This window comes from Paraburkholderia sp. SIMBA_054 (assembly GCF_046534875.1).
Taxonomy (GTDB): Bacteria; Pseudomonadota; Gammaproteobacteria; order Burkholderiales; family Burkholderiaceae; genus Paraburkholderia; species Paraburkholderia hospita.
Genome location: NZ_JAWRXV010000068.1, coordinates 31,713 through 55,433, shown reverse-complemented (window position 1 = coordinate 55,433; position 23,721 = coordinate 31,713). Strand labels below are relative to the sequence as shown.

Annotated in this window: 22 protein-coding genes; 4 read left to right on the top strand and 18 right to left on the bottom strand. The window is 61.3% G+C overall.

What is annotated here, in order from left to right:
* Positions 1 to 345: 345 nt before the first annotated feature.
* Genes SB822_RS46000 through SB822_RS45990 form a run of 3 tightly spaced genes read left to right on the top strand, consistent with a single transcriptional unit; the run spans position 346 to position 3,655 of the window.
* On the top strand, positions 346 to 1,647 hold the full coding sequence (locus SB822_RS46000) for an NAD(P)/FAD-dependent oxidoreductase (RefSeq protein WP_410857823.1): 1,302 nt from the start codon (positions 346 to 348) through the stop codon (positions 1,645 to 1,647).
* Positions 1,644 to 2,441 (top strand): DUF1365 domain-containing protein, encoded by a 798-nt coding sequence (locus SB822_RS45995; RefSeq protein WP_410857822.1) that lies wholly within the window; start codon positions 1,644 to 1,646, stop codon positions 2,439 to 2,441. The genes SB822_RS46000 and SB822_RS45995 overlap by 4 nt, the downstream gene beginning before the upstream one ends.
* 2 nt (positions 2,442 to 2,443) lie before the next feature.
* The gene (locus SB822_RS45990) at positions 2,444 to 3,655 is read left to right on the top strand and encodes an SAM-dependent methyltransferase (RefSeq protein WP_086919576.1); all 1,212 of its coding nucleotides are present in this window, start codon (positions 2,444 to 2,446) and stop codon (positions 3,653 to 3,655) included.
* A 35-nt stretch (positions 3,656 to 3,690) separates the two neighbouring features.
* Here the strand turns inward: SB822_RS45990 and SB822_RS45985 are convergent, their stop codons facing one another.
* The 16 genes from SB822_RS45985 to SB822_RS45910 form a co-directional block, all read right to left on the bottom strand.
* On the bottom strand, positions 3,691 to 4,290 hold the full coding sequence (locus SB822_RS45985) for a lipocalin family protein (RefSeq protein ID WP_410857821.1): 600 nt from the start codon (positions 4,288 to 4,290) through the stop codon (positions 3,691 to 3,693).
* 4 nt (positions 4,291 to 4,294) lie between these two features.
* Positions 4,295 to 5,392 carry an SAM-dependent methyltransferase gene (locus SB822_RS45980; RefSeq protein WP_410857820.1) on the bottom strand — a complete coding sequence of 366 codons (1,098 nt, stop codon included), beginning with the start codon at positions 5,390 to 5,392 and terminating at the stop codon, positions 4,295 to 4,297.
* A 39-nt stretch (positions 5,393 to 5,431) separates the two neighbouring features.
* Entirely contained in the window at positions 5,432 to 6,211 is a 780-nt protein-coding gene (locus tag SB822_RS45975) for a DUF1295 domain-containing protein (protein WP_009769621.1), read from the bottom strand.
* 253 nt (positions 6,212 to 6,464) lie between these two features.
* Positions 6,465 to 7,553, bottom strand: a complete 1,089-nt coding sequence (locus SB822_RS45970; RefSeq protein WP_410857819.1) for an ABC transporter ATP-binding protein — start codon at positions 7,551 to 7,553, stop codon at positions 6,465 to 6,467.
* 43 nt (positions 7,554 to 7,596) lie between these two features.
* Positions 7,597 to 8,472: an ABC transporter permease gene (locus SB822_RS45965; RefSeq protein ID WP_009769623.1), complete on the bottom strand. Its 876-nt coding sequence runs from the start codon at positions 8,470 to 8,472 to the stop codon at positions 7,597 to 7,599.
* Positions 8,472 to 9,422 carry an ABC transporter permease gene (locus SB822_RS45960; protein ID WP_007742422.1) on the bottom strand — a complete coding sequence of 317 codons (951 nt, stop codon included), beginning with the start codon at positions 9,420 to 9,422 and terminating at the stop codon, positions 8,472 to 8,474. The genes SB822_RS45965 and SB822_RS45960 overlap by 1 nt, the downstream gene beginning before the upstream one ends.
* Entirely contained in the window at positions 9,419 to 10,516 is a 1,098-nt protein-coding gene (locus tag SB822_RS45955) for a PotD/PotF family extracellular solute-binding protein (protein WP_009769624.1), read from the bottom strand. Before SB822_RS45955 ends, SB822_RS45960 begins: the two co-directional genes overlap by 4 nt.
* A gap of 207 nt (positions 10,517 to 10,723) precedes the next feature.
* Positions 10,724 to 11,713 (bottom strand): dihydroxyacetone kinase subunit DhaK, encoded by a 990-nt coding sequence (gene dhaK, locus SB822_RS45950; RefSeq protein WP_009769625.1) that lies wholly within the window; start codon positions 11,711 to 11,713, stop codon positions 10,724 to 10,726.
* A 14-nt stretch (positions 11,714 to 11,727) separates the two neighbouring features.
* On the bottom strand, positions 11,728 to 12,366 hold the full coding sequence (dhaL, locus tag SB822_RS45945; RefSeq protein ID WP_086919579.1) for a dihydroxyacetone kinase subunit DhaL: 639 nt from the start codon (positions 12,364 to 12,366) through the stop codon (positions 11,728 to 11,730).
* Positions 12,363 to 13,382 (bottom strand): ABC transporter ATP-binding protein, encoded by a 1,020-nt coding sequence (locus SB822_RS45940; protein ID WP_007742400.1) that lies wholly within the window; start codon positions 13,380 to 13,382, stop codon positions 12,363 to 12,365. Before SB822_RS45940 ends, dhaL begins: the two co-directional genes overlap by 4 nt.
* A complete protein-coding gene (locus tag SB822_RS45935) occupies positions 13,375 to 14,496 on the bottom strand; it encodes an ABC transporter ATP-binding protein (RefSeq protein ID WP_024163106.1) in 1,122 nt (373 codons plus the stop codon). The genes SB822_RS45940 and SB822_RS45935 overlap by 8 nt, the downstream gene beginning before the upstream one ends.
* A gap of 3 nt (positions 14,497 to 14,499) precedes the next feature.
* Entirely contained in the window at positions 14,500 to 14,694 is a 195-nt protein-coding gene (locus tag SB822_RS45930; RefSeq protein WP_042310889.1) for a hypothetical protein, read from the bottom strand.
* Positions 14,691 to 15,644: a carbohydrate ABC transporter permease gene (locus tag SB822_RS45925; protein ID WP_007731688.1), complete on the bottom strand. Its 954-nt coding sequence runs from the start codon at positions 15,642 to 15,644 to the stop codon at positions 14,691 to 14,693. The genes SB822_RS45930 and SB822_RS45925 overlap by 4 nt, the downstream gene beginning before the upstream one ends.
* Entirely contained in the window at positions 15,641 to 16,597 is a 957-nt protein-coding gene (locus SB822_RS45920) for a carbohydrate ABC transporter permease (protein ID WP_007731678.1), read from the bottom strand. Before SB822_RS45920 ends, SB822_RS45925 begins: the two co-directional genes overlap by 4 nt.
* A gap of 80 nt (positions 16,598 to 16,677) precedes the next feature.
* Positions 16,678 to 18,006, bottom strand: coding sequence for an ABC transporter substrate-binding protein (locus tag SB822_RS45915; RefSeq protein ID WP_079501711.1), 1,329 nt, complete (start codon positions 18,004 to 18,006; stop codon positions 16,678 to 16,680).
* Between the two features lie 114 nt (positions 18,007 to 18,120).
* Positions 18,121 to 19,140 carry a LacI family DNA-binding transcriptional regulator gene (locus SB822_RS45910; protein ID WP_176133821.1) on the bottom strand — a complete coding sequence of 340 codons (1,020 nt, stop codon included), beginning with the start codon at positions 19,138 to 19,140 and terminating at the stop codon, positions 18,121 to 18,123.
* 275 nt (positions 19,141 to 19,415) lie between these two features.
* Between SB822_RS45910 and bfr the strand changes: the two genes are divergently transcribed.
* The gene (gene bfr / locus SB822_RS45905) at positions 19,416 to 19,892 is read left to right on the top strand and encodes a bacterioferritin (RefSeq protein WP_007731670.1); all 477 of its coding nucleotides are present in this window, start codon (positions 19,416 to 19,418) and stop codon (positions 19,890 to 19,892) included.
* Between the two features lie 82 nt (positions 19,893 to 19,974).
* Here bfr and SB822_RS45900 read toward each other — a convergent pair whose 3' ends face one another.
* Positions 19,975 to 22,470 carry a glycogen/starch/alpha-glucan phosphorylase gene (locus tag SB822_RS45900; RefSeq protein WP_410857818.1) on the bottom strand — a complete coding sequence of 832 codons (2,496 nt, stop codon included), beginning with the start codon at positions 22,468 to 22,470 and terminating at the stop codon, positions 19,975 to 19,977.
* Positions 22,471 to 22,860: 390 nt separating this feature from the next.
* On the bottom strand, positions 22,861 to 23,541 hold the full coding sequence (locus SB822_RS45895; protein WP_410857817.1) for a semialdehyde dehydrogenase: 681 nt from the start codon (positions 23,539 to 23,541) through the stop codon (positions 22,861 to 22,863).
* Between the last annotated feature and the right edge of the window lie 180 nt (positions 23,542 to 23,721).

Sequence of the window (23,721 nt, the reverse complement as noted above, 5' to 3'; positions counted from 1 at the left end):
CCGAATTATGCGTAACCCCCAGGGGACTGTCAAGCACTTATTTCGCACGATCTACGAAAAGTTTGCGATGCCACTTTATTAGGCGAACGCGGTCACTCGAACCCGACTCTCTGTCGGCGTCCCATTCCTGTTCCATTTCGGCCCGCCATATCCAGCTATATTTTTCACGGGTCAAACAATTCGGACGTTCGCGTGACGCGCTGCTCCCGACGCGGCTCGCATCGGTGCAGGTATTCACGTGCAGCGGTGCGCCGGCAAATCAGGGAGGACCCGCCGCATGGCTGCATCCGTCTGCTGTTGCCGTGCGTAAAAGAGGAATGACGCGCCGGCGATGGAGAACACCCAATGGATGTGCAGACGGAAACTCATCCCGTTCCGCCGGGCAGCCGCGTTGCTGTCATCGGCTCCGGCATCGCTGGACTTGCGAGTGCGTATCTGCTGGCCCGCCGCCATCGCGTGACGCTTTACGAAGCCGCTGCCTACGCCGGCGGCCACACCAATACCGTCGACGTCGAACTGGATGGCCTCACCCATCCCGTCGATACAGGTTTTCTCGTCTTCAACGATCGCACTTATCCCAACCTGATCGCGCTCTTCAACGAGCTCGATGTCGCGTCATACGAAAGCGACATGACGTTCTCCGTCTCGCTCGATCACAGACGACTCGAATGGGCAGGCACCAATCTGAACACCGTATTCGCCCAGCGGCACAATCTGCTTTCGCCCAGCTTTCTCGGCATGTTGCGCGATATCGTGCGTTTCAATTCTGCTGCTGAAATGCATCTCGAGGCGGCATCCGCCAACGGATACTCCGTTGGCGACCTGTTGACGGCGGGCCGCTACGGCGATCCCTTCAGGCAAAACTACCTCTTGCCGATGGCCGCCGCTATCTGGTCGTGCGCGACGTCCGACGTGCTGCGCTTCCCGGCCGCGACCTTTCTGCGCTTCTGTCTCAACCATGCGCTGTTGCAGGTGAATCGCCGCCCGCGTTGGAAAACCGTCGCAGGCGGTGCACGCGAGTATGTCCGCCGGATCGTCGCCACACTGGACGACGTGCGCACAAACGAACGGGTGGTCGCGGTGCGCCGCGAGCGAGGCGGCGTCCACGTAGCGAGCGAATCCGGCTGCGAGTGCTTCGACGCGGCGATTCTCGCCACGCACGCGCCCGACAGCCTGCGCATGCTCGCAGACCCCGATCCCGACGAACGCCATATGCTCGGCGCGATCCGCTATCAGCCCAATGTGGCGTGGCTGCATACCGATCTTGCCTTGCTTCCGCGCCGCGAGCGGATATGGTCCGCGTGGAACTACCTGTCGACGCATGGGGTAGACGAAATGCGCCCGGTCTGTGTGAGCTATCTGATCAACCGCCTGCAACCGCTGCCCTTCAAAAGGCCTGTGATCGTGACACTCAATCCGTCGCGACCGCCCTCGCCCGAGACGGTACTGAAGCGCTTCGACTACGATCATCCACTGCTCGACAGTGCGGCTGTGGCGGCGCAAAGCCGCCTTCCGTCGATACAGCGCTCGAGACGCACATGGTTCGCGGGCGCGTGGACAGGTTATGGCTTCCATGAAGATGGGCTGAAATCGGCGCTGCGCATTGCTCGCGACTTCGGCGTCGAACCGTCGTGGTCCGTACGATGAACGGCCATTCTTCCGACCGCGCGGGATGGCTGATGTCCGGGCACGTGATGCACGAGCGGCTGCGCCCCGTGCATCATCGCTTCGTCTATCCCGTGTTCTGCATCCGTTGCGATCTGGCGAGGCTTCATGAACTGGATGGCTGGTGGCTGGGCATCGACCGGCTGCGGCCATTGAGCCTGAGAACGCGCGACTACGGCGCATGCGACGGAACCGATCCGCTCGCGTGGATACGCGGCAAACTCGCCGACGCGGGCATCGACCTGGACGGCGGCGCCATCTGGCTGCAGACCTGCCCGCGCGTATTCGGCTATGCATTCAACCCCGTCAGCTTCTGGTTCTGCCACGACCGCGACGGCAATCTGCGCGCATTGCTCACTGAAGTGCGCAACACGTTCGGACAACGTCACTCGTATCTGCTCAAAGCGGGCGACAACGGCCCCATCGACGCGCACACCCATCTCCACTGCGTAAAGAAGCTACACGTATCGCCGTTTTGCGGCGTCGAAGGACACTACGCATTCCGTATACACGAGAGCGAGCACCAATCTTCGATCTCCATCGACTATTACGACGCGCAAGGGCTCCTGATCCGCACCGCGATTTCGCTCGGGAAGCGCCCCCTCACGCGCGGGCACGCGCTGCGCGCACTCATGCGGCAACCGCTTCTCACGGTCGGCGTCATCGCACGCATTCACTGGCAGGCGCTACGCCTGTGGCTCAAGAAAGTGCCGTTCTACGGGAGCCAGCCGCCCTCGCCTCACTCACGGCCAACAACGATCAACGAGGAATCGTAACAATGACGTTTTCACGCGCCTTCTATGCCGCCGGCGGTGCGCCCCTGTTCGCCCGCCTGTTCCTCGCGCTGCTGGACCGTTTGCGCGTCGGCCATCTGGTCCTGACGACGCCCGGCGGCCAGCAACGCGTGTACGGCGATCCCCATGCCCAACCCGGCGCGCAACTCATCCTGCACGACTGGCGGGCGTGCCGCGCGATCCTGCAGGCGGGCGACATCGGATTTGCCGAAGCGTATCGCGCGAGATGGGTCGACACGTCTGACATCGTAGCGCTGGCGCGGCTCGCCATCCGCAATGAAGCCGCGTTGCCGCGCACCGTGTCGGGCAGCGCCCCTGCGCGCCTGCTCTATGGATTGCGCCACTGGCTGCGTCCCAACACGCGTCGCCGCAGCCAGCGCAACGTGCACGTGCACTACGATCTTGGTAATCCGTTCTACGCGCTCTGGCTCGACCGCACCATGACCTATTCGAGCGCGTTGTTCGAGGGCGATACGAGCCGTTCGCTCGAAGACGCTCAGGCAGCCAAGTATCAGCGCATCGTCGATGTGTTGCAGTTGCGCGCCGGCATGCGTGTGCTGGAGATCGGCTGCGGCTGGGGCGGCTTTGCGCTACACGCGGCGCGTCAAGGTATACGCGTGCACGGCGTGACGATCTCCCCTGCGCAGTACGAATGGGCACGCGAGCGCGTGGCACAAGCCGGTCTCCGCGATCTCGTGACCATCGAATTGCGCGACTATCGCGACCTACGGGGCATCTATGACGCAGCGGTGTCGGTCGAGATGTTCGAAGCCGTCGGAGAGCGCTACTGGCCTACGTTTTTCACCGTCCTCGGGCGCATGCTGAAGCCGGGTGCACACGCGCTCGTCCAGTCGATCACGATGGACGATTCGCGCTTTGCCGAGTACCGGTCCTCGAGTGATTTCATCCGCGAGTACATTTTCCCGGGCGGCATGCTGCCGGGTGCCGAACGCTTTCGCGCCGCGGCGAGACGCGCGGGAATGGCATGCGTCGAGTCGCAGTCGTTCGGGCTCGACTATGCACGCACATTGCAGTGCTGGCACGCACGCTTCGAGGAGAACCTCGACGCTGTGCGGGCACTCGGTTTCGACGATCTGTTCATACGCACGTGGCGGCTCTATTTCGCGTATTGCGAAGCGGGCTTCGTCGAGCGGCGCACGGACGTCAGGCAATTCGTCCTCACCGTCAACCCGTGACGTGCGCGCGTCCGGCACGCAGCGCGAATCGGCCGTCACTCGTCTTGCGGCAGGAACCCTGGCTGGCCGATCTGCTGCGGATGCTGCGGCACGCGGCGAAAGCGCGATGCGTCGAAGCCCATAGCATCGAATCGCGCGAGCAGCGAGCGATAAACGTCGTCGCTGATATCCGGCTCTCGCGCGAAAATCCAGCCGAGGCTCTTGTCGCCGAGACCGAGCAGTGTGTAACGGTACTCGTCGTCGACATAGAGCGTCAGCTGCGTCACATAAACCGGCCAGAAAATGCGCACTTTCCACTTGCCGTTTCCGCTGCCCGGCACGACGCTGTCGACGAAATGGAACTTCGACGGCGACGCGTCGAATGTTCTCTTGTGCGCGGTGTACCGGTCGTCGATCTTTCCGTCTTCGCGCAGAGACCAGTCCGTATAGCTGCCGACGTACTTGTTCTCAAGAAAATACGGAATGATCGCAATGACGTACCAGCGGCCCATGTAGCGTCGCAGATCGACGCTTGCCGGCTTTAGCGGAATGTCTGCGCGCGGATTGGGATTAGCCGGCGACTGCGAGCACGCCGACATCAGGACGGCCATCGCAGCGACGGCGGCCAGTGCGAGAGCAACACGCGTAGCTTTCATCGCATCACCGCTTGTCGAACAGATAGTGCGCAACGCCCCACTCATTACCTTGCGCGTAGCCAAAAAGTTCGGCCACAGCCATGTAGAACATGCGCCAGCGCTGGAGCCAGAGTCGCGCGTTATCCGCGCCGTATGTCAGGACCAGTTCTGGCATCACGCGCTCGCTTGCCTTGTCGAGATTCGCAAGCCATTGCTCCGCCGTGCGTGCGTAGTGAGCGCCGCCGATCCACCACTGCCTGTCGATCCGGAGATCCTTCTGAAAGTGCAGCAATAAAGCTTCCGACGGCATCGTGCCACCGGTAAAGAAGTACTTCGACATCCAGTCCGTAGCGTCCCGGTTCTGAAAGTGATAAGCGAGCGTTCGATGCGCGAAAATATGGACGAAGAGTTTTCCATCGGGGCGCATCCAGCGCGCAACGCGCTCCAGCAGAAGGCCATGGTTCTTCATATGCTCGAACATCTCGACCGACAGCACACGGTCGAAATAACCGGCGTGGAACTCATCTGCGAAATCGAACTGAGCAACGTTGCCCGTCACGACGCGCAGATTCGTGATGCCCGCAGACGCTGCACGCGCTTCGATGAATTCGCGCTGACTGCGCGAATTCGACAAAGCAACGATTCGGGCATTCGGATACTGCGCGGCCAACCACAATGCAAGCGCGCCCCAGCCGCAACCGAGATCGAGAATGGTCTGGCCGTCTTCGATCCTTGCCCGCTCTGCGTAGACTTCGAGCATCGCCTGTTCCGCCTGCCCGAGCGTCTCGTCGCCGCGCGGATACAGGCAGCACGAATACTTCAGGTGCGGTCCGAGATGCGCCTCGAAGAATGAAGGCGGCAATTCGTAGTGTTGCGTGTTTGCGGCATCGGTTTCGATCGCGACGGGACTCGCGCGCAACTCGTCGAGCAGCGAGTTGAAACGTTGCGAACGAAGCTCGCCGTCCAATGCGCCTTCTTCGATCAGACGCTGCCGCATCAGGTGGCGCATGCCGAAGCGGATCGCACGATCCGGCACCCATCCGCGCTCGCACGCATGGATGAGCCAGTCTTCCCTGGCAAAAAGCGGCTTATCCATCGAAGGCCGTGTTGCCGTAAATGTCATGGCGGGCACCGTTCGGGTGTATTGGAAGCGTAGTGGGATTCAGCCGCGTCGCGGCGGCCACGGTATCAATGCGCTGGTCTCGCGCATGTACTCGGCGTAACCCGGACGCGAATGGACCAGATGCGCTTCAAGCATCGGCACGCCTGAGAGTTTCATCAGCAGCCACGCCATGAGCACGGGTGGGAGTAGCGTCAACCACGCCCAGGGTGACCCGATCGACAGCGCGATATAAGCCACCCAATGCAGACACTCGAAGAAGTAATTCGGATGCCGCGAATAGCGCCACAGTCCGACGCGACACACTTTGCCTTGATTTGCGGGATCGGCGACGAAGCATCTGAGTTGACTGTCCGCCACTGTTTCGCCCGTTACCGAGGCGAGCCAGATCGCTACCGCAATCGAGACCCATGCAACGGAAGGCTTGTCTGCGCGCCATGCAGGCACGGCGAACGCGAGCGACAACACCATCGAAATGACCGTCTGAAACTCGAGAAACCAGAACATCTTTCGTCCCGCAGCCGCGCCCCATTGCTCGCGGAAACGGTGATAACGCGGATCTTCCCGTTTGCCCGCGTTACGCCGCCACAAATGCCAGCCGAGCCGCGCGCCCCAGAAACCCCCGCCCGTCGCAACGAGCGCGCGGGCAAGCGAATCGCCGTCGCTCGCCATGCCGTAGAACACAGCGATTGCGCCCAGCGAGAAAGCCCATATCGGATCGATCATCCCCGCGTTCGCGCTTTTCAGCTGCCACGCCCAGAAGGCAGCGAACAGCGCGACGAGCACTACGAACGCAATCGACGCTGCGGCAGCAGGAGACATCAAAAGCTCCTCTCACGTAAATCAGCAAGTGCGTTGTCGACAGGTTATACGCGCAATGACAGCGCGCGGATGCATCGTGGGGAGAGTGCGCGCAAACAGCCTGCCCCCAAGGGGCCGTGTCGCGGATTTGAATCGGTTCCCCACGCAGCACGAAGGCGCGACTGCATCGCAATGGGGAACCGTTAGATGTGGGGTAACAGAGAAGCGGTTAAAGGACGCGTGTGCACCGAAACCAGCCTGACGCGAGAACGCGTCAGGCCGAAGCACGCACTCCGTGCGCAGAGATGAGCTTGCACGCATGCGCCGGCAGCCCTGCAAGCACCGGCACGCCGGGTGCAAGACCCGGCACTTCGCGCGGTGTGGTCGCGGCAGTCAGCGTAAAGCCCGCGCATTCGATCGTTGCTTCGAGCGAGGCGCCGACGTCGCGAATGAACCGCACCGTGCCTCGGACGCAGTTCGTATCGTGGGCGGCCTGATCGGTGCCCAGTTGAAGATGCACATCTTCCGGCCGGATCAGAAGACGAATATCGCCGGACGCAACGGACATCGGCGCCGCGTTGGCGACAACGATCTGCTGCCCGCCCGGCAGACGCACTTTCCCGCTCTCGTCGTTTGTTACGGGCAAGATATTGCCAAGGCCAATGAAGTCGGCCACGAATTCGCTGACAGGGTCGCGGTAAATATCGAGTGGCTTGCCAACCTGCGCGATACGACCTTTCTCCATCACGACGATGAGGTCGGCCATGGTCATCGCTTCGCGCTGATCGTGCGTGACCATGATCGTCGTGATGCCCAGACGCTGTTGCAGCAGGCGAATTTCGATCTGCATCGCCTCGCGCAACTTTGCATCGAGCGCCGACAGCGGCTCGTCGAGCAACAGGAGCTTCGGTGACGTCGCAATCGCGCGAGCAATCGCCACGCGCTGCCGCTGGCCGCCGGAAAGCTGGGTGACGGCCCGCCCGGCCATATGCGGCAACTGGATCAGTTCGAGCAGTTCAGCGACCCGCCTCGCCTGCTCGCTCTTGCCCGTCTTGCGCAACTTGAGCGGATACGCGATGTTCTCCGCCACCGTCATATGCGGGAACAATGCGAGTGACTGAAACACCATGCCGAAATCACGCCGGTTCGCGCTCAGGTGCGTGATATCGCGACCGGCGAACATCACCGCTCCCGACGTTGGCTGTTCGAGCCCGGCGATCATCCGCAACAGCGTGGTCTTGCCGCAGCCCGACGGTCCGAGAAAGCACACCAGCTTGCCTTCGGGGATCGCGAGATCGACGTTGTCGACCGCATGCGCGGCACCGAAGCGTTTCGTGACGGCCTGCAGCGTAAGATGAGTCATGACAGTTTCCAGTCCGTTTCGCGGCAAGGCGCGATGAATGGGATCACAGCGCGATCCCTTTGTCGCCCACCAGCTTTTCGAGCAGCCAGATCAGCGCAAAATCGATTGCGACGACGAACACCGCGAACGAAAACACGGTTGGATCGAGCGAAGACACCGTGCGGCTGTACAGCCATACGGGAAGCGTCATCGTGTCGATGCCATACAGAAAGAACGTCACCGTGAATTCGTTGAACGAGATGATGAACGCGAACAGCATGCCCGCGAGAATGCCCGGCCGCATCAGCGGCAACACGACATCGACGAGCGCGCGTCGCGGGCTCGCGCCCATCACGTAAGCGGCCTCTTCGAACTCCGGCCCGATCGACGCCACCGACGCCGCGCAATTCTTCACCGTGAACGGCAGCGCGAGAATCACGTGGGCGATGATCAGCCGGAACACGCCGAGTTCGACGGGCAGAACGTTGAACACCAGCAGCAGCGACAGTCCCAGCATGACCAGCGGATACACGAGCGGCAGCGCGACCAGTTGTTCGACGAGCCGCTTGCCGCGAAAACGGTAGCGGCTCAACGCGTACGCGGCGGGCACGGACACGAGCGTCGCAATGATCATCGTCGACACGGCGACCAGCAGGCTCGTTCCGAGCGCCGCGCCCATCGACAGCGCATCGCTTGCGTCAGGCGAAACGAACGTGTGCCACGCCGCGCGATACCACCGAAGGTTGTACGCATGCGGCGGAAATTCAAGCGTATCCGCCGCGCTGAACGACATCGTGATCATCGTCAGAATGGGGAGCGCCGCCAGAAACAGCACGATCGCAGCCGACAGGGCCGCCACCTTCCCAAGCCGGCCCGGCATCGTCGAGGATGGCCTCAGCGCGCCCAACGGCCGGCGAGGCAACACACCTTGCGTACTCATCAGGCAGAACCCTCCAGACGCTGCATGCGGCGCAGCAGCCATTGAGACAGCGCCATCAGCGAAAGCGTGGCGACCATCAGCACGACGCCCGATGCCGACGCCGCAGGCCAGTTCAACAACGGCGAGACCTGGTCGTGAACCAGCACCGCGAGCATGGGAACGCGTCGTCCGCCCAGCAACAGCGGCACCGCGAACGCACTCGCGTTATACGCAAAGACGAGCAGCGCGCCGGATACGATGCCAGGCATCGCGAGCGGCAGCACGATGTCGCGCATGGTTTGCCAGCGGCTCGCGCCGAGCGTCGCCGCGGCCTCTTCATACGAAACGGAAATCGCACGCATCGCGCTCGATATCGGCAGCACGGCCAGCGGAAACGCCGTCTGGATCAGACCGAGCAATACGCCATGTTCGCGATAGAGCCACATGACGGGACGCGACACGAGCCCGCTGCCGAGCAACGCATGGTTGAGCAATCCGGCGGGACCGAGGATCACGAGCCACCCGTAGCCCTGCAACAGCAGATTGACGAGCAGCGGCAGCAGCACGCCCGCTAGCAGCAGGCGCCGCACAAGGCGCGATTCCGTGCGCGCCATCGCAAGCGCAACGGGAATAGCCAGCAGCACCGCGCACACCATGCTTTGAAAAGCGAGCCGCAACGTCAGCCACAGCGACTTGACGAAGTAGCTGTCGGCGAGTTCGACATAGTTATGCAGCGTGTACGCGCGCCATTCGTTCCCTGAGACGCCGAAGCTCATTCGCACCACGACCAGCGCGGCGGCGGCGAGCACGGCGAGAAACACGAGAATCGGCGCAAGGAGCAGCCACGGCCTCGCGCGCGCGGACGCGCTGTCGGCACCGCTCGCGGCGTGCCCGTCGGGCACGCCTGTCGACCCAGCCGGCGCGACGTCAGCGCGCCCGCGCCGCGAAAAGAGCGCGGGCATTCCGTTCATGCCGAGAAGATTTCCGTGTAGCGCTTGATCCACGCGGGCTGCACGGCCGCGAGCGCCTTGTCGTCATGCAGCACCGCCTTTTCGGCGATCTGCTTCGGGCTCGGCACATAGGCGCTGCTCTCGGCGGGAATCATGGCCTTCGAGTTGACCGGGCCATTCAGGACATCGGCGGCCATCCGGCCCTGCACGCCCGCATCGAGCGAATGGTTGATGAACGCGTGGATCAGGTCGGCATCGCCCGGGTGCGACTTCGGAATGACGGTAAACATCAGTTGCGTCGCGAAGCCTTCCTTCATCCCGTAGGTCACGCCCATCTTGTACTCCGGCTTGCGGATCTGAGCGGGGAAAAACGCGGGTGAATAAATGCCGCCGATATCGAGCGAACCCGTGCGAAACAGATCGGCAACCTGATTCGGGTTTTCACCGAGCGTCATCACACGATCTTTCAGTTGCGCAAGCTTCTTGAAACCCGGCTCGATGTTCTGCTGCGAACCGCCTGCGAGCTTCGCAGCGATGATCGCGAGATCGACTGCCTCGGCCCACTCCGGCGGCGGCAGGAAAATGCGGCCCGCGTACTTCGGGTCCCACAGCGCTTCGTACGAGTCAGGCGGCGTCTTGACCGTCGATGTGTTGTAAATCAGGCCGTCCGACCAGAGCAGATAGCCGACGCCGAAGCCGTTCGCGCCCGTGCGGTACTGCGCCGCCACGTCTTTCAGGTTCGGCAGCTTGTCCAGATCCGGCTTGACGAGCAGGCCTGCATCGCCGAGCCCGGATGCGCCGACGCCTGCCAGCGTGATCACGTCGTAGGTGGGACGGTCGCCTGCTGCCTTGACCTTGGCGACCATGCCGGACGTTCCGTCAGCGCGGTCGGCGATCACTTTCGCACCCGTCTTCGCACTGAAGGTCGCGGCGATGTTGCGCAACGCGGCCGTGCCCGTATCGTCGGACCAGGTGAGGAGACGCAGGGTTTTTCCCGAGAAATTCTGTTGCTGCTGGGCGCGCACGTTGATGAACGGCATCGGCAACGTCGAAGCCGCGAGTGCCGCGCCGATCGTCTTGATTGCCTGCCTTCTGCCCCGTTTGATGTCTTGCATGACGGTCTCCTGATGAACGATCGATGTCCACTGCCTGTCTCACGTGACACAGCGGCACGGTGCGAAGGCTTTGCGCGACAACCGACTGTAGGTTTGCCAATATCACGCAACAAGCGAAATCTGCGCATGCGCACCATGTCAAAAACTCATGCGTGCGATGCGTTCAGGCGGTCGTCCTTCAGGCGGTAGAGCGACATTCAATATCCGCTACATACCCCACCTCAGCGACGGCGTGTGCACCGCGCTATCCCAATGTCTTAGCATCTCGTCGTTCATCACGCACAACGTAATCGACGCGCCCGCCATTTCGAGCGAAGTCGTCAGCGAATCCACTTTCACGCGTGCAATCTTCAGATCACGCTGTTGCAGCCACAGGCGCGTGGAATTGAATAACAGATAGAGTTCGCCGAGCGGCGTGCCGCCCAGCCCGTTGATCAACACTAGCAGTTCCGCACCGGCTGGCGGCTTGAGATCCGCGACAATGGCCGTCAGCAGTTCGCCCGCAATCGCGTCGGCCGCGGCGAAACGGGCACGCCGCCGCCCCGGCTCGCCATGTATCCCGACGCCGACTTCGATTTCGTCGTCGCCGATCTTGAACGTGAGCGTGCCCGCCGCCGGCACCGTGCAACTGGAAAAAGCAACGCCCATCGACGCCGTATGCTTGTTGATCCGGTCGCCGAACGCCTTGCATTGTTCGAGATCCGCGCCGGTTTCGGCGAGACTCCCCACCAGCTTCTCGACGATCACGGCACCCGCCACGCCGCGCCGCCCCGTCGTGTAACTGGAATTTTCGACGGCGACGTCGTCGTTGATCAGCACCATCGCATTGGGCAACTCCGACATCTCCGACGCCATTTCGAAGTTCATCAGATCGCCCGAATAGTTCTTGACGATAAACAGCGTGCCCGCGCCCGTATCGACGGCCTGCGCGGCGGCCATCATCTGGTCGGGTGTTGGCGACGTGAAGACCTGGCCCGGACACGCGGCGTCCAGCATCCCGTAGCCGACGAAGCCGATGTGCAGCGGCTCGTGTCCCGACCCGCCGCCCGAGATCAGCGCGACTTTGCCCGGCTTCAGGGTCTTGCGCCGCACGAATACCGGTTCCTGATTGAGCACGACGAGATCGCTGTGCGCGGCGCCGAATCCGGCCAGGCTCTCGACCAGAAAGTCGTCGACGTGATTGATGAATTTCTTCATGGTCTCCGCTCCTTCTACGCTCTGTCTTGCGCGAGCCGCGCACATACGGCGTCGATCATCAACTGGCTCGACCGCGCGCCCGGATCGATGTGGCCTCGCGAGCGTTCGCCGAGAAACGATGCGCGCCCCTTGGTCGCGAGCATGTCGCGCGTAGCGAGCATGCTCTGCTCCGCGACTTCCGGCAGGGTGTCGAGCACGGCTTCCGGCGGCGCATCGTCGTCAGCCAGTTCCGCCAGCCGCGACGCCACGGGAATCAGCACGTCCATCATCGTCTTGCTGCCGATACCGGCCTTGCCGCGCTGCGCAACGGCATCGACACCCGCGGCGAAGATCCGCGCCGCGTCCCGCACGCTTGCAATGTCCCCGCTCCCAGCCGACGCTTTCGCCATGCCGTGCAACAGCGAATAGAACAGCGGCCCCGACGACCCGCCCACCGTCGACAGCAATTTCGACGCAGCGAGATCCAGCGCCGGTGCGAATGCTTCGGCTTCGATATCGGCGCGCAGGCCGAGCAGTGCATCGACCCCGCGCAACAGGTTGAATATGTGATCGCCGTCGCCGATCTGCTGATCGAGCGCGGCGATCTCCTCAGTGTGTTCCTTTAGCGTTGCATGCGCAGCCTCGATGCACGCCATGACCGTTTTGCCGTTCATGCCGGAATCCTCCTGCCGTCGGAACGAAAATAAAGAAGGCTGCGCGGCGGCAGTGACACGCCGACCGTTTGCCCTGGCGTGAAGTTGCGTTCTGTCATCGTGGTCGCGACGATCGCGGTGCCTTCGCGGTCGAGAATCAGCAGATGCCGCAGCGGCGAATATTCGAGCACGCGAAGGTTGAGCGCGTCGCGTGCATCGGCGCCGTGCAGCACGATGTCTTCCGGACGGATCGCGACAGTCGACGTACCCGCAGGCATCGCCGCCGGATCGAACAGCGCGGGCGGCAGCAGGTTGATGGGCGGCGAGCCGAGACGTTGCGCCGCGCTGAGCGACGCCGGGTTGCCATAGACTTCGCGCGGCGTGCCCATCTGCACGATGCGACCGTGCTCGAGTATGCCGATGCGATCGGCAAGCGTCGTTGCCTCGACCTGGTCGTGCGTGACGTAGATGATCGTTGCGCCGATGGAGCGATGCAGCCGCTTCAGCTCGATGCGCAATTCCTCGCGTAGTTTTGCATCGAGCGACGACAAGGGCTCGTCCATCAGAAATACTTTGGGTTCGCGCACGAGCGCGCGGCCAATCGCAACCCGCTGCATCTCGCCGCCCGACAGATGCGTCGCCATGTTGGCGAGTTTCGACTCGATGTGCAGCATCTGCGCGACTGACTGCACGCGCGCGCTGACTTCCGCCTCGCTCGAGCGCCGCCGCGGCGAGCGCAATGGAAACGCCAGATTGCCGAACACCGTCAGATGCGGATAGAGCGAATACTGTTGAAAAATGAAGGCGACGTCGCGGTCTGCAGGATGCATGTCCGTGGCCGCTTCGCCGTCGATGAATATTTCGCCTTCGTCGGGCCGTTCGAGTCCCGCAATGAGCCGCAATGTCGTCGTCTTGCCTGCGCCGCTCGGTCCGAGCAACACGACGAACTCGCCCTCGTTCACGTCGATCGACACGTCGTCCACCGCGACGATATCGCCGAATCGCTTCGTCACGTTGTGCAGGCGAATCTCAGACATAAGCGCCTCCGCTGCCGTTACCGTTACCGTTAAAGGCCATCTGGCGTGCGGCGCCGGGCAGCAGCTTGCCGCTGTCCGCGTCGTACAGCAGTGTGCGTTCCTTGCGAAACGACAGCCCGACCTGCGAACCCGCCGCGCGCCCCTCGTCCTTCCCGACCCGCACGCGCATGATGCCAAGCGCCGTCTCGACGACGAGAATCTGATGCGAGCCGAGATATTCGTCGGCGATCACACGTCCGCGCAACGCGCCGCGTTCATCGATCATGACGTGCTCGGGCCGCACTCCCACCAGCGCCTTCGCGGACGATGCGTCGGTACGCGGTACGGGCACCGCCGCGCCGCCGAGCGAGACCTGTTCCGCGCCCGCCGGAACGCCGCCGTCCACCGCCAGAAAATTCATCGGCGGGCTGCCGATGAAGCTGCCGACGAACACGGTCGCAGGAAAGTGATAGATCTCATGCGGCGACGCGGACTGCAGCACTTCTCCGCGATTCATCACGACGATGTCGTCAGCCATGGCCATCGCTTCGCTCTGGTCGTGCGTGACATAGACGGTCGTTGCCGTGAGCGCGTTATGCAGCTTGCGCAACTCGAGACACATCAGTTCGCGGAAGTCCGCGTCGAGCGTGCCAAGTGGTTCGTCCATCAGAAAGGCCTTCGGATGGCGCACGATGGCGCGACCCAACGCAACGCGCTGACGGTCGCCGCCCGACAATCCGCCCGTCTTTCGGTCCATCAGATGTTCGATGCGCAGCATACGCGCAGCCGTATCGACGCGCGTCGCTATTTCGCGGCGCGAGATACCCTCGTTCTTCAGCGGAAAGGCGATGTTGTTGCGCACCGTCATATGCGGATAGAGCGCGAACATCTGGAACACGAATGCGATGTCGCGCTGACGCGCTCGCAGTGCCGTCACGTCTTCGCCGTCGATCAGGATCTGGCCCGACGTCGGCAGCTCGAGTCCGGCGATCATCCGCAACGTGGTCGTCTTTCCACAGCCGGACGGTCCGAGCAGCACCACGAAACGGCCGTTGCCCACCGTGAGATTCGTATCGTGCACGGCGGTGAATTCGCCGAAGCGCTTGTGGAGATTGGAGAGAACGATCGTCGACATGGCTCAGTCCGGGAAATGGCTTGTCACGACAAAGGCCAGCGCGCCCACCAGAATCACGGGAAACGACCATGTATAGAGGTCGACGGTGAACGGTTGAACCAGCATGGCAATGCCCAGACCAATGAGTGCCATCGATGCGCCTTCCCAATAGCGCCTGCGAAGGAAGCGCCGCCGCGGCGTGGCAGGTAGGGCTTTCATTTGCGCACCGCTCCAAAAGTGATGCCGCGCAACAGATGCTTGCGCAGCACGACGGTGAAGACCAGGATCGGCAGCACGAACAGGGTGGTGGCGGCCGCAACGGCCGGCCAGTCCTGACCGCCCTCGCCGATGATGAACGGAATGAACGGCGGCATCGTCTGCGCGTCGCCGCTTGTCAGCAATAGCGCGAACGCGTACTCGTTCCACGCGAAGATGAGGCAAAAGATCGCCGTGGCGGCAATGCCCGTGATCGCTTGCGGCAACACGACCTTGATGAAAGCCTGCATGCGGGTGTAGCCGTCTACGAGCGCGGCCTCTTCGTATTCGCGCGGGATCTCGTCGATGAAGCCCTTGAGCAGCCACACGGCTAGCGACACGTTCACGGCCGTATAAAGCACGATCATGCCCAGATACGTGTCCGCGAGTCCGAGCGCGCGGTACATCAGGTAGATCGGGATCGCGACGGCAATGGGCGGCATCATCCGCGTCGACAGAATGAAGAACAGCAGATCGTCGGCGAGCGGCACCTTGAAGCGCGAGAACGCATAGGCGGCAAGCGTGCCGAGAAACACCGCGAGAAACGTCGAGCCGAAGCCGATTACCAGCGAATTCACGAAGCGCGGCAAGACCTTCGACGGTCCCGCGATCACCATATTGCGCTTGCGCACATCGCGGTCATACCAGGCCGTTGCGGGCGGCAGGCTCGCGATGAACTCCGGCGTCTGCCGCGAGCGGATCGTGAAGAGGTTCACATAGCCTTCCATCGATGGCTGAAACATCACGACGGGCGGATAGGCAATCGCATCTTCTTGCGTCTTGAAGCTCGTCAGAATGATCCACACGATCGGCAAGGTCGCAATGAGCGCGTACGCGATCACGACGACGGCGGCAAACGTCTTGCTGCGCGGCGTGGCAGCCACGACCGATTGTTGAAGGGCAAGGTCTGTCATCGCTGTTTCACCTTGTTGAGTGCCTTCACATAGATATTCGCAGCGCCGAATACGACGACGAACAGGATGATCGCGAGCGCGGACGAATAGCCCGTCTGCCACTTCTCGAACGCGGCGCGCTTGAGCGTGATCGATACGGTTTCCGTCACAGAGCCAGGGCCGCCTGATGTCAGCAGATTCACCATGTCGAACATCTTGAAGTTCTCGATGCCGCGAAACAGGATCGCGAGCATCAGAAACGGCAGCGTCATCGGCAGTGTGATCGACCAGAACTGACGCCACGGCGAGGCACGGTCCACTTCCGCCGCTTCGTAGATGTAGTCGGGAATCGAGCGCAGGCCGGCGAGACAGATCAGCATCACGTACGGTGTCCACATCCATGTATCAACCATCACGATGGTCCATGGCGCGAGCGGCACATCGCCGATCATCTGGAACGAGCTGGGCGGAATGCCCGTGAAGAAGCTGACGATGTCGTTGAAGAGACCTGTTTGCGGCTGCAGCAGGAAGGTCCAGAAATTGCCGACCACGGCGGGCGACAACATCATCGGCAGCAGGATCAGCGTCGTCCAGAAACTATGGCCTCTGAACTGCCGGTTGATCAGCAGCGCGAGCCCGAACCCGAGCAGGACTTCCAGTCCGACCGACCAGAATACGAAGCGCGCGGTGACCTGCATCGCGTACCAGATGTCTTCGTCGGTCAGAATGTCCGTGTAGTTGTCGATGCCGACATTGCGCGCGGGCACGCTGGGCATGTTCGATTTGAAATTCGTGAACGACAGGCGCAATGCCCAGATCAACGGAAAGATGTTGATCGCGAGCAGCAATACGATGGTCGGAAGAATGAACAGCCACGCGATCGTCCTGTCGGACAGCCCACGCTGGCGCGCAGCCGCGCGCGGCGGCCGTTTCGCCTGCAATCCTTCCGGAGTAAAAGGCTTGTTTGCCAACATGCCGACTCCTTTTCGCGGACTAGCGGGGATGACCCGCCCGCTAATCCGCGAGCCGAGATATTTTGATTGCTAATGCGTCTCTACTTCCCTTCCGCCTTGAAGACCTTGTTCCAGTCCTTGACGAGCAGATCGAGTGCTTCTTTTGCCGTGCCTTTATCGGCAACCACATAGTCATGCACGCGCTTCTGCATGTCGAGCAGCAACTCCGCGTAGGCCGGCTCCGCCCAGAAGTCCTTGACGATCGACATCGACTTCAGGAAGGCGGGCGCGAACGGTGCGCTCTTCGGAAAGTCCGGTGCATCCACGACCGACTTCGCCGCCGAATAGCCGCCGAGTTGCCACCATTTCTTCTGCACATCGGCTTGCGCAAACCATTTGATGTATTCGAGCGCGTCCGCTTTGTGATCCGAGTACGACACGACGGAGATACCCTGCCCGCCAAGCTGCGTGAACTGCTTTGTTTCCTTTGGATTGACGAAGAAGCCGATCTTGTCGCCGCCGACGTTCGGATCCTTGTACAGCCCCGGGAAGAACGCGAACCAGTTCATCTGCATCGCAACCTGACCGGACTTGAACGCATCGAGTCCTTCCTGCATGTACGCGTTCGTCATGCCCGGCGCCGTGCAGCATTTGTACAGCGCCTTATAGAACTCCAGCCCCTTGATTGCACCGGGTGAGTTCACATAGCCTTCGAGGTGATATGGCTTCTTGGGATCCTGATATTCGAAGCCAAAGTTGTAGAGCATGTTCGTCACGCCCATTGTGATGCCTTCGGAACCGCGCTCCGTGAAGATATAGACGCCGTACACGGTCTTTCCATCGATCTTCCGCCCCTGGAAAAACTCGGCTGTTTGCTTGAGTTCGTCCATCGTGGTCGGCGGTTCGAGTTCGCGTTTGTATTTCTGCTTGAACTCGGCGCGCAGCTCAGGCCTTGCAAACCAGTCTTTCCGATAGGTCCAGCCCACTGCGTCCGCCATGGCAGGCAACGCCCAGTAGTTCGGCGTGTTCTTCGGCCATTCCGCGTAGCCGACAACGGTTGCCGGCACGAAGTCATCCATGGAGATCTTATTCTTCGCGAAGAAATCATTCAGCTTCACGTAGTGACCATTGACAGCCGCTCCGCCAATCCACTGGCTATCGCCGATGATCAGATCGCACAGTTTGCCGTGTGAATTGAGTTCGTTGATGAAGCGGTCCGCATAGCTCGTCCATGGCACGAACTCGAACTTCATTGCAATGCCGGTTTTGGCCGTGAAGTCTTTCGATAATTCGACGAGTGCATTGGCGGGGTCCCACGCCGCCCAGCACAATGTCAACTGCTTGCCCTGGGCGTGCGCCGCCGATCCCAGGCAAAGTCCCAATGATGCGAGGACCGCCGCGACTACCCTTGCTGACGTTAGACGTAACATGTGTCTTCTCCTTGTCTTTCTCGGGTCTCCAACCTGATGACAGACAGCGTCCATGCGCCGGACGCCGTATACGGGCTCCGGCGGATTCAGAAAGCTGTCCGCGTGTCGCGAGCGTCAGGCATGCGCATTCTCACGAAGATAAATCCGGGTTTCGGGCGTCGGGATGTTGAGCACGCCCCGCACATCGTTCAGAAAATTGATAGCTGCCAGGCCCGCCCAATGGACGATGCCGCGCACATCCTGATCGAGGATCACGTCGATGGCGCGCTCGGACAATTGCGCGCGCGTCTCGGCCGTACATTCGTGGCCGATCAGAATAACGCGCGCCTTGTCGCCCGATTCCTGCAACGCGGACGCAATGCCGGAAATGCCGCCGCCCGTCACATACACGCCGACCAGATCCGGGTGTCCTGCAATCAGGCCTTGAACAGCGAGACCGGCGCTGTCGTCGTCTTCGGCGAAATCGGGTTCGGTGACCCAGCGCAGGTTGCGAAAATCTTCTTCGAGAACCTGTGAGAAACCCGTGCGGCGCTCCAGTTGATCGTGCAACCGTGACGAGGCGGACAGCACCGCGACCGTGCCAATGCGAGATCCGACGAAGCGGCCCATCAGCAACCCGGCCGTGCGTCCGGCGATGCGGTTATCGACGCCGACATAAGCCGCGCGTCCACTCGACGGCAGATCGGAGAACACCGTGACGACGGGCATGTTCGCGTCGGTCATGTCCTGGATCATCCGCACGACCCACGGGTAATCGAGCGGCACGAGCACGAGCGCGTCGTAGTCGGTCAGCTGCTGGGCGAAGGATGCGGCGTCTCGCTGGTTCGACAGGTCACATCGATAAAACGACGGGACGATGCGATGCTCGCGAAAGAAGCTCGCCGACAGCGCGATATCGCGCTCGGCCTGATCGAGAAACCGGGAATTGATTTGCGGCAGAACGAATGCGACCCGAAATGACGTGGCTTTTGCCGGACGACCACGACTTGCACGCTCGTCGCGCAATGTCGCAAGCGCGAGATGAACGCGTTCGGCTGTCTCCGGGCGCACGCCCTGGTCGTCGCGCAGCACACGATCGACCGTGGCGACGCTCACGCCGGCGCGACGCGCAATCATCATACGAGTAGCCGGCATGGGTCTCCTCCGTTGCCGAGCCAAGAATCGTTTTGTTATTTGAAAATAGTTTTTCCAGCGAAGAATGCAAGGTTTTTCGTTGGGATAAATGCGTCATTCTTGATGACGTTACCGCGCAAGGTACTTCGCTGGTGCGTGGCGAGGGAATTAGCTATTGCGCAGACGATAAGAAATGGTCCGCAAAAGAGAATCATTTGCGCTCCCTGTCTCGTTACCGCCGTGCTCACGCCAGCCGTCTATCCTGTATGAAACGCTGCGGAATGACGGGAGCTGTCATGCAAGCCGATCCAAAAGTCATTGAATATCTGAACGCCGAACTGAAGTACGAACTGACGGCCATCAATCAGTACTTTCTACATGCACGCCTCTACAAGCATTGGGGGCTGGAAGGACTCGGCAAACACGAATATGACGAGTCAATCGAGGAAATGAAGCATGCCGACAAGCTGATCGAGCGGATCTTCATGCTCGACGGCCTACCCAATCTGCAGGATCTGGCTAAGCTGCTCGTCGGCGAGGATACGCTCGAGGTCCTTCAATGCGATCTCAAACTCGAACAGTCCGCCCAGGCCCATTGCAAAGAGGCGATCACATACTGTGAATCAGTCAAAGACTACGCGTCGAGAATGATCTTTTCGGACATCCTCGATGACACTGAAGATCATATCGACTGGCTGGAGATACAGATCGGCTTGATCGACAAGGTCGGAATCCAGAACTACCAGCAGTCATCCTTGAGTTCACCTGGTTGAGGCGCGAGTCCGCGCTATCTTGCATAACGCGGCGAGGCGGTCGCGAGTTGGTTGCGCGAGAAGCACAGGAACGTCGCGTTTCTCAGAGCCGCTCAAGGGCGACACTCACCGGGCGGATCCTCCAGATCTCGTGACAGTACTCGCCGATCGCGCGATCGGAGGAGAACTTACCCGAACGTGCGGTGTTGAGGATGGACATACGAGTCCAGCGCCGCATGTCGTGCCATGCGCTGTTCACACGCTCCTGGCAAGCCACATAATCCGCGTAGTCGGCCAGCACAAAAAATGGGTCGGCGTGCAGCAGATTGTCGACAAGCGGCCGGAACATATCCCGGTCGCCGCGCGAGAAATGCCCGCTGACAATCAGATCCAGTGCGTCGCGCAATTCGCCATTGCCAGCCGCGAAGTCTGCCGGACGGTAACCATCGCGCCGGAGTTGCTCCACCTGAGAGTCGGTCATGCCGAACAGGAAAAAGTTCTCCTCGCCGACCTCCTCCCGGATCTCGATGTTCGCGCCGTCGAGCGTTCCGATGGTCAGTGCGCCGTTCATCATGAATTTCATGTTGCCCGTACCCGATGCCTCCTTGCCCGCAGTTGATATCTGCTCGGACAAGTCCGCTGCGGGATAGATGAACTGTGCGTTCTTCACATTGAAGTTCGGGTAGAACACCACTTTGAGCCGTCCGGCTATCGACGGGTCGTTGTTCACGACTTCCGCCACGCCGTTGATCAGGCGAATGATGAGTTTGGCCATCGCGTACCCCGGCGCCGCTTTCCCGCCGAATACGAAGCAGCGCGGCGCGACAGCGAGTTGCGGGTCGCGGCGCAGACGCTGATACAGCGTGACGATGTACAGCGCGTTCAGGTGCTGTCGCTTGTACTCGTGAATGCGCTTGACCTGGATGTCGAACAACGCGGCAGGGTCCACCTCGACGCCTGTCGTGCTTCGAATGTGCTGAGCGAGAATCGCCTTGTTCGAATGCTTGACGCGGCGCCATTCGTCGAGAAAGCCCGAATCGTCGGCATGCGATTCGAGGGCGCGAAGCCGTGTGAGGTCGGTCGCCCATCCCTCGCCCACCGTCTTGTCCAGTAACCGCGCAAGCCCAGGATTGCTGAGCAGCATGAAGCGACGTGGCGTGACGCCATTGGTGACGTTTTTGAAGCGCTCGGGCCACAGTTGTGCGAAATCGCGCATTACCGTTTGTTTGAGCAGCGCGGAATGAAGCTCTGCCACGCCGTTCACAGCATGGCAGCCGACAGTCGCCAGATGCGCCATGCGCACCTTCTTCTCGCCGGCCTCGTCGATCATCGACATCCGCGCCACGCGTGCATCGTCGCCGGGATAACGTTGCCGGACCTCGTCGAGAAAGCGTCGGTTGATCTCATAGATGATTTCGAGCAGGCGCGGCAGCAGGCTGCGAAAAAGCGGCAGCCCCCAGGTTTCGAGCGCTTCGGGCAGCAGTGTGTGATTGGTATAGGCCAGCGTGCCGCGGGTTATATTCCAGGCTTCGTCCCAAGGGACCTGCCGCTCGTCGACGAGCAGGCGCATCAGTTCTGCCACGGCGATTGAAGGATGCGTATCGTTCAGCTGTACCGTGAACATGTCGGAAAAGCGCGCGATGGGTTCGCCCTTGATATCGAGCAGGCGCAGCATGTCCTGCAACGAGCAGGAAACGAAGAAGTACTGCTGCGCGAGGCGCAGCCGCTTGCCGGCTTCGGGCTCATCGTTGGGATAGAGCACCTTGGACAGCGTTTCGGAAATCACCTTTTCCTGCACAGCCTGGTAGTAGTCGCCGGCGTTGAAGTCCTCCAGATCGAAGGACTCGACAGCTTCGCTCTTCCATAGGCGTAGCGTGTTGCAGGTGTTGACCCGGAATCCGAGCATCGGTGTATCGCAAGCCACACCCTTGACCATGTGCGCCGGTATCCAGCGCACGCAATAGCGGCCCTGCGCATCGTTCTCGACCTGCGTGTGTCCGCCGAAGCGCACGTAGTAGTTCACGTTGGGACGCACGATCTCCCATGGGTTGCCCTTCTGCAGCCACTTGTCGGTGGCCTCCACCTGCCGGCCATCGCGGATCACCTGGTCGAAGATACCGAACTCATAGCGTATGCCGTATCCGACCGACGGTATCTGAAGCGTGGCCAGCGAGTCCAGATAGCAGGCGGCGAGCCTTCCGAGTCCGCCATTGCCGAGTCCCGGCTCTTCCTCGAGGGCGATGAGCGCGTCGAGATCCTGGCCGAGCGACTGCATGGCAGCACGCGCTTCCGCCTCGATGCCCAGGTTCACGAGATTGTTGCCGAGTTGCGGTCCGATCAGGAACTCCGCAGAGAGGTAACACGCAACCCTCAGCTCGCGAGCAGCATAGGTCTGGATCGTGGCGGCCCAGCGCGCCAGCATGCGGTCACGCACGCTGTAGGCAAGCGCCATATACCAGTCGTGCGGCGTAGCAATGGCCAGCGGGCGAGCCTGCAGGCAGATGAGATTGTCGAGCACGCCGCGCCGCAATGCGTCGGGATCCAGCGCGCTACGCGCGGAGTCGCCGCAACTGGCGCTGGCGGACATGTCGGCAGCCATGGTCTTGCCCTCCTGTTTTTGCGCGACCGCTTCAAACCCGAGGGCAGTCTCACATTCGCAGCGCTACCCGAGGAGATAGGCGTGCACGAAGGCAGCATACGTTACACCATGCGTATTTCAAGGCAATGCCCGATTTATCGCGGTTCGTTCAGATGATTAGGCGCGATTCAGGCAGCACGTCAACGCTGCGACGTTGAATCCGGATCATGGTGAACACATCCATGTACCGCCCCTGTGACAGGCTTTCGCTGAAGAATGACCCGCTGCGGACTCAACTCGTCATCGTCTCTACCAGCATGAAAGAAACGATTCGCAGCGTGGGCGCCGCGCTGCGGAGCACCACCGCGTCCACGATGTGATGCGCGCGGCTCGTCCGTGTCCACAATCGGATCAAGCCTGCGAGATGATGGCCAATCGATAAATGTCTGGCGGATTCAGGATGGACCGTGGTGCGCCGCGACGCACGGCATTGAGCATGGCGTCGCCGACAACCGACGTCGTCAACACATGCTCCGGCGAAATGCGGCGGGCCAGAATCAGAAACGGCTTGAGCACGACATACATCCACCGATACACGGCGGTGCGCGACTGGATACCGTCCTCGGGAATGATGGCGGCGGGCCGAAAAATCACGACTTGCCGAAATGGGAGCCGCTGCAACGCATTCTCGGTTTTTCCGCGGATGCGGGCCCACATGGTCTTGCCCTGCCCGCTGCTGTCGGCGCCAGCGCCGGATACGTAAACCATCGTCATCGCAGGGCTCACGCGAAGCAGTTCTTGCGCGACATGAAGCGTGAGGTCGTAGGTCACCGCGCGATATGCCGCCTCGGACATACGGAATGACGAAACACCCACGCAGAAAAAGCACGCATCGACCTTGACGAAAACGTCGCCCTCGGCTTGAAAGCGCTCCAGATGTGGCGTGATGACGACCTTGAGCCGCGGATCCTCGTAACCCTGTAGCGCACGCCGGCTGATCACGATGATTTCGGTGACGTCGCGTGCTTTCAGGCACGCTCGCAATACGCCTTCGCCCACCATGCCGGTTGCGCCGATCAGAACAATACGCATCGTCTTACTCCGGGGGCAACTCAGGCGATACCGCGCCGAAATCGGCAGCAAGGGTGGCTGGCTTCCAGCGCAGCTTCGAGAATGATGCGGCCCAAACCTCGGGACGCACCGCTAATCAACCAGACTTTGGACATGGTCGTTTAATCCTTTGAGATACGCCGGGACTACGCGTTGGCATTG

Bases quoted from the DNA above. Each gene is read 5' to 3' on its own strand.
- SB822_RS45970 (WP_410857819.1), bottom strand. From the start codon at position 7,553: ATGACTCATCTTACGCTGCAGGCCGTCACGAAACGCTTCGGTGCCGCG.
- SB822_RS45925 (WP_007731688.1), bottom strand. From the start codon at position 15,644: ATGACAGACCTTGCCCTTCAACAATCGGTCGTGGCTGCCACGCCGCGC.
- SB822_RS45965 (WP_009769623.1), bottom strand. From the start codon at position 8,472: ATGAGTACGCAAGGTGTGTTGCCTCGCCGGCCGTTGGGCGCGCTGAGG.
- SB822_RS45940 (WP_007742400.1), bottom strand. From the start codon at position 13,382: ATGTCTGAGATTCGCCTGCACAACGTGACGAAGCGATTCGGCGATATC.
- SB822_RS45900 (WP_410857818.1), bottom strand. From the start codon at position 22,470: ATGGCTGCCGACATGTCCGCCAGCGCCAGTTGCGGCGACTCCGCGCGT.
- SB822_RS45990 (WP_086919576.1), top strand. From the start codon at position 2,444: ATGACGTTTTCACGCGCCTTCTATGCCGCCGGCGGTGCGCCCCTGTTC.
- SB822_RS45985 (WP_410857821.1), bottom strand. From the start codon at position 4,290: ATGAAAGCTACGCGTGTTGCTCTCGCACTGGCCGCCGTCGCTGCGATG.
- SB822_RS45915 (WP_079501711.1), bottom strand. From the start codon at position 18,006: ATGTTACGTCTAACGTCAGCAAGGGTAGTCGCGGCGGTCCTCGCATCA.
- SB822_RS45930 (WP_042310889.1), bottom strand. From the start codon at position 14,694: ATGAAAGCCCTACCTGCCACGCCGCGGCGGCGCTTCCTTCGCAGGCGC.
- SB822_RS45960 (WP_007742422.1), bottom strand. From the start codon at position 9,422: ATGAACGGAATGCCCGCGCTCTTTTCGCGGCGCGGGCGCGCTGACGTC.
- dhaK (WP_009769625.1), bottom strand. From the start codon at position 11,713: ATGAAGAAATTCATCAATCACGTCGACGACTTTCTGGTCGAGAGCCTG.
- SB822_RS45955 (WP_009769624.1), bottom strand. From the start codon at position 10,516: ATGCAAGACATCAAACGGGGCAGAAGGCAGGCAATCAAGACGATCGGC.
- SB822_RS45920 (WP_007731678.1), bottom strand. From the start codon at position 16,597: ATGTTGGCAAACAAGCCTTTTACTCCGGAAGGATTGCAGGCGAAACGG.
- dhaL (WP_086919579.1), bottom strand. From the start codon at position 12,366: ATGAACGGCAAAACGGTCATGGCGTGCATCGAGGCTGCGCATGCAACG.
- SB822_RS45980 (WP_410857820.1), bottom strand. From the start codon at position 5,392: ATGACATTTACGGCAACACGGCCTTCGATGGATAAGCCGCTTTTTGCC.
- SB822_RS45995 (WP_410857822.1), top strand. From the start codon at position 1,644: ATGAACGGCCATTCTTCCGACCGCGCGGGATGGCTGATGTCCGGGCAC.
- bfr (WP_007731670.1), top strand. From the start codon at position 19,416: ATGCAAGCCGATCCAAAAGTCATTGAATATCTGAACGCCGAACTGAAG.
- SB822_RS46000 (WP_410857823.1), top strand. From the start codon at position 346: ATGGATGTGCAGACGGAAACTCATCCCGTTCCGCCGGGCAGCCGCGTT.
- SB822_RS45935 (WP_024163106.1), bottom strand. From the start codon at position 14,496: ATGTCGACGATCGTTCTCTCCAATCTCCACAAGCGCTTCGGCGAATTC.
- SB822_RS45975 (WP_009769621.1), bottom strand. From the start codon at position 6,211: ATGTCTCCTGCTGCCGCAGCGTCGATTGCGTTCGTAGTGCTCGTCGCG.
- SB822_RS45895 (WP_410857817.1), bottom strand. From the start codon at position 23,541: ATGCGTATTGTTCTGATCGGCGCAACCGGCATGGTGGGCGAAGGCGTA.
- SB822_RS45910 (WP_176133821.1), bottom strand. From the start codon at position 19,140: ATGCCGGCTACTCGTATGATGATTGCGCGTCGCGCCGGCGTGAGCGTC.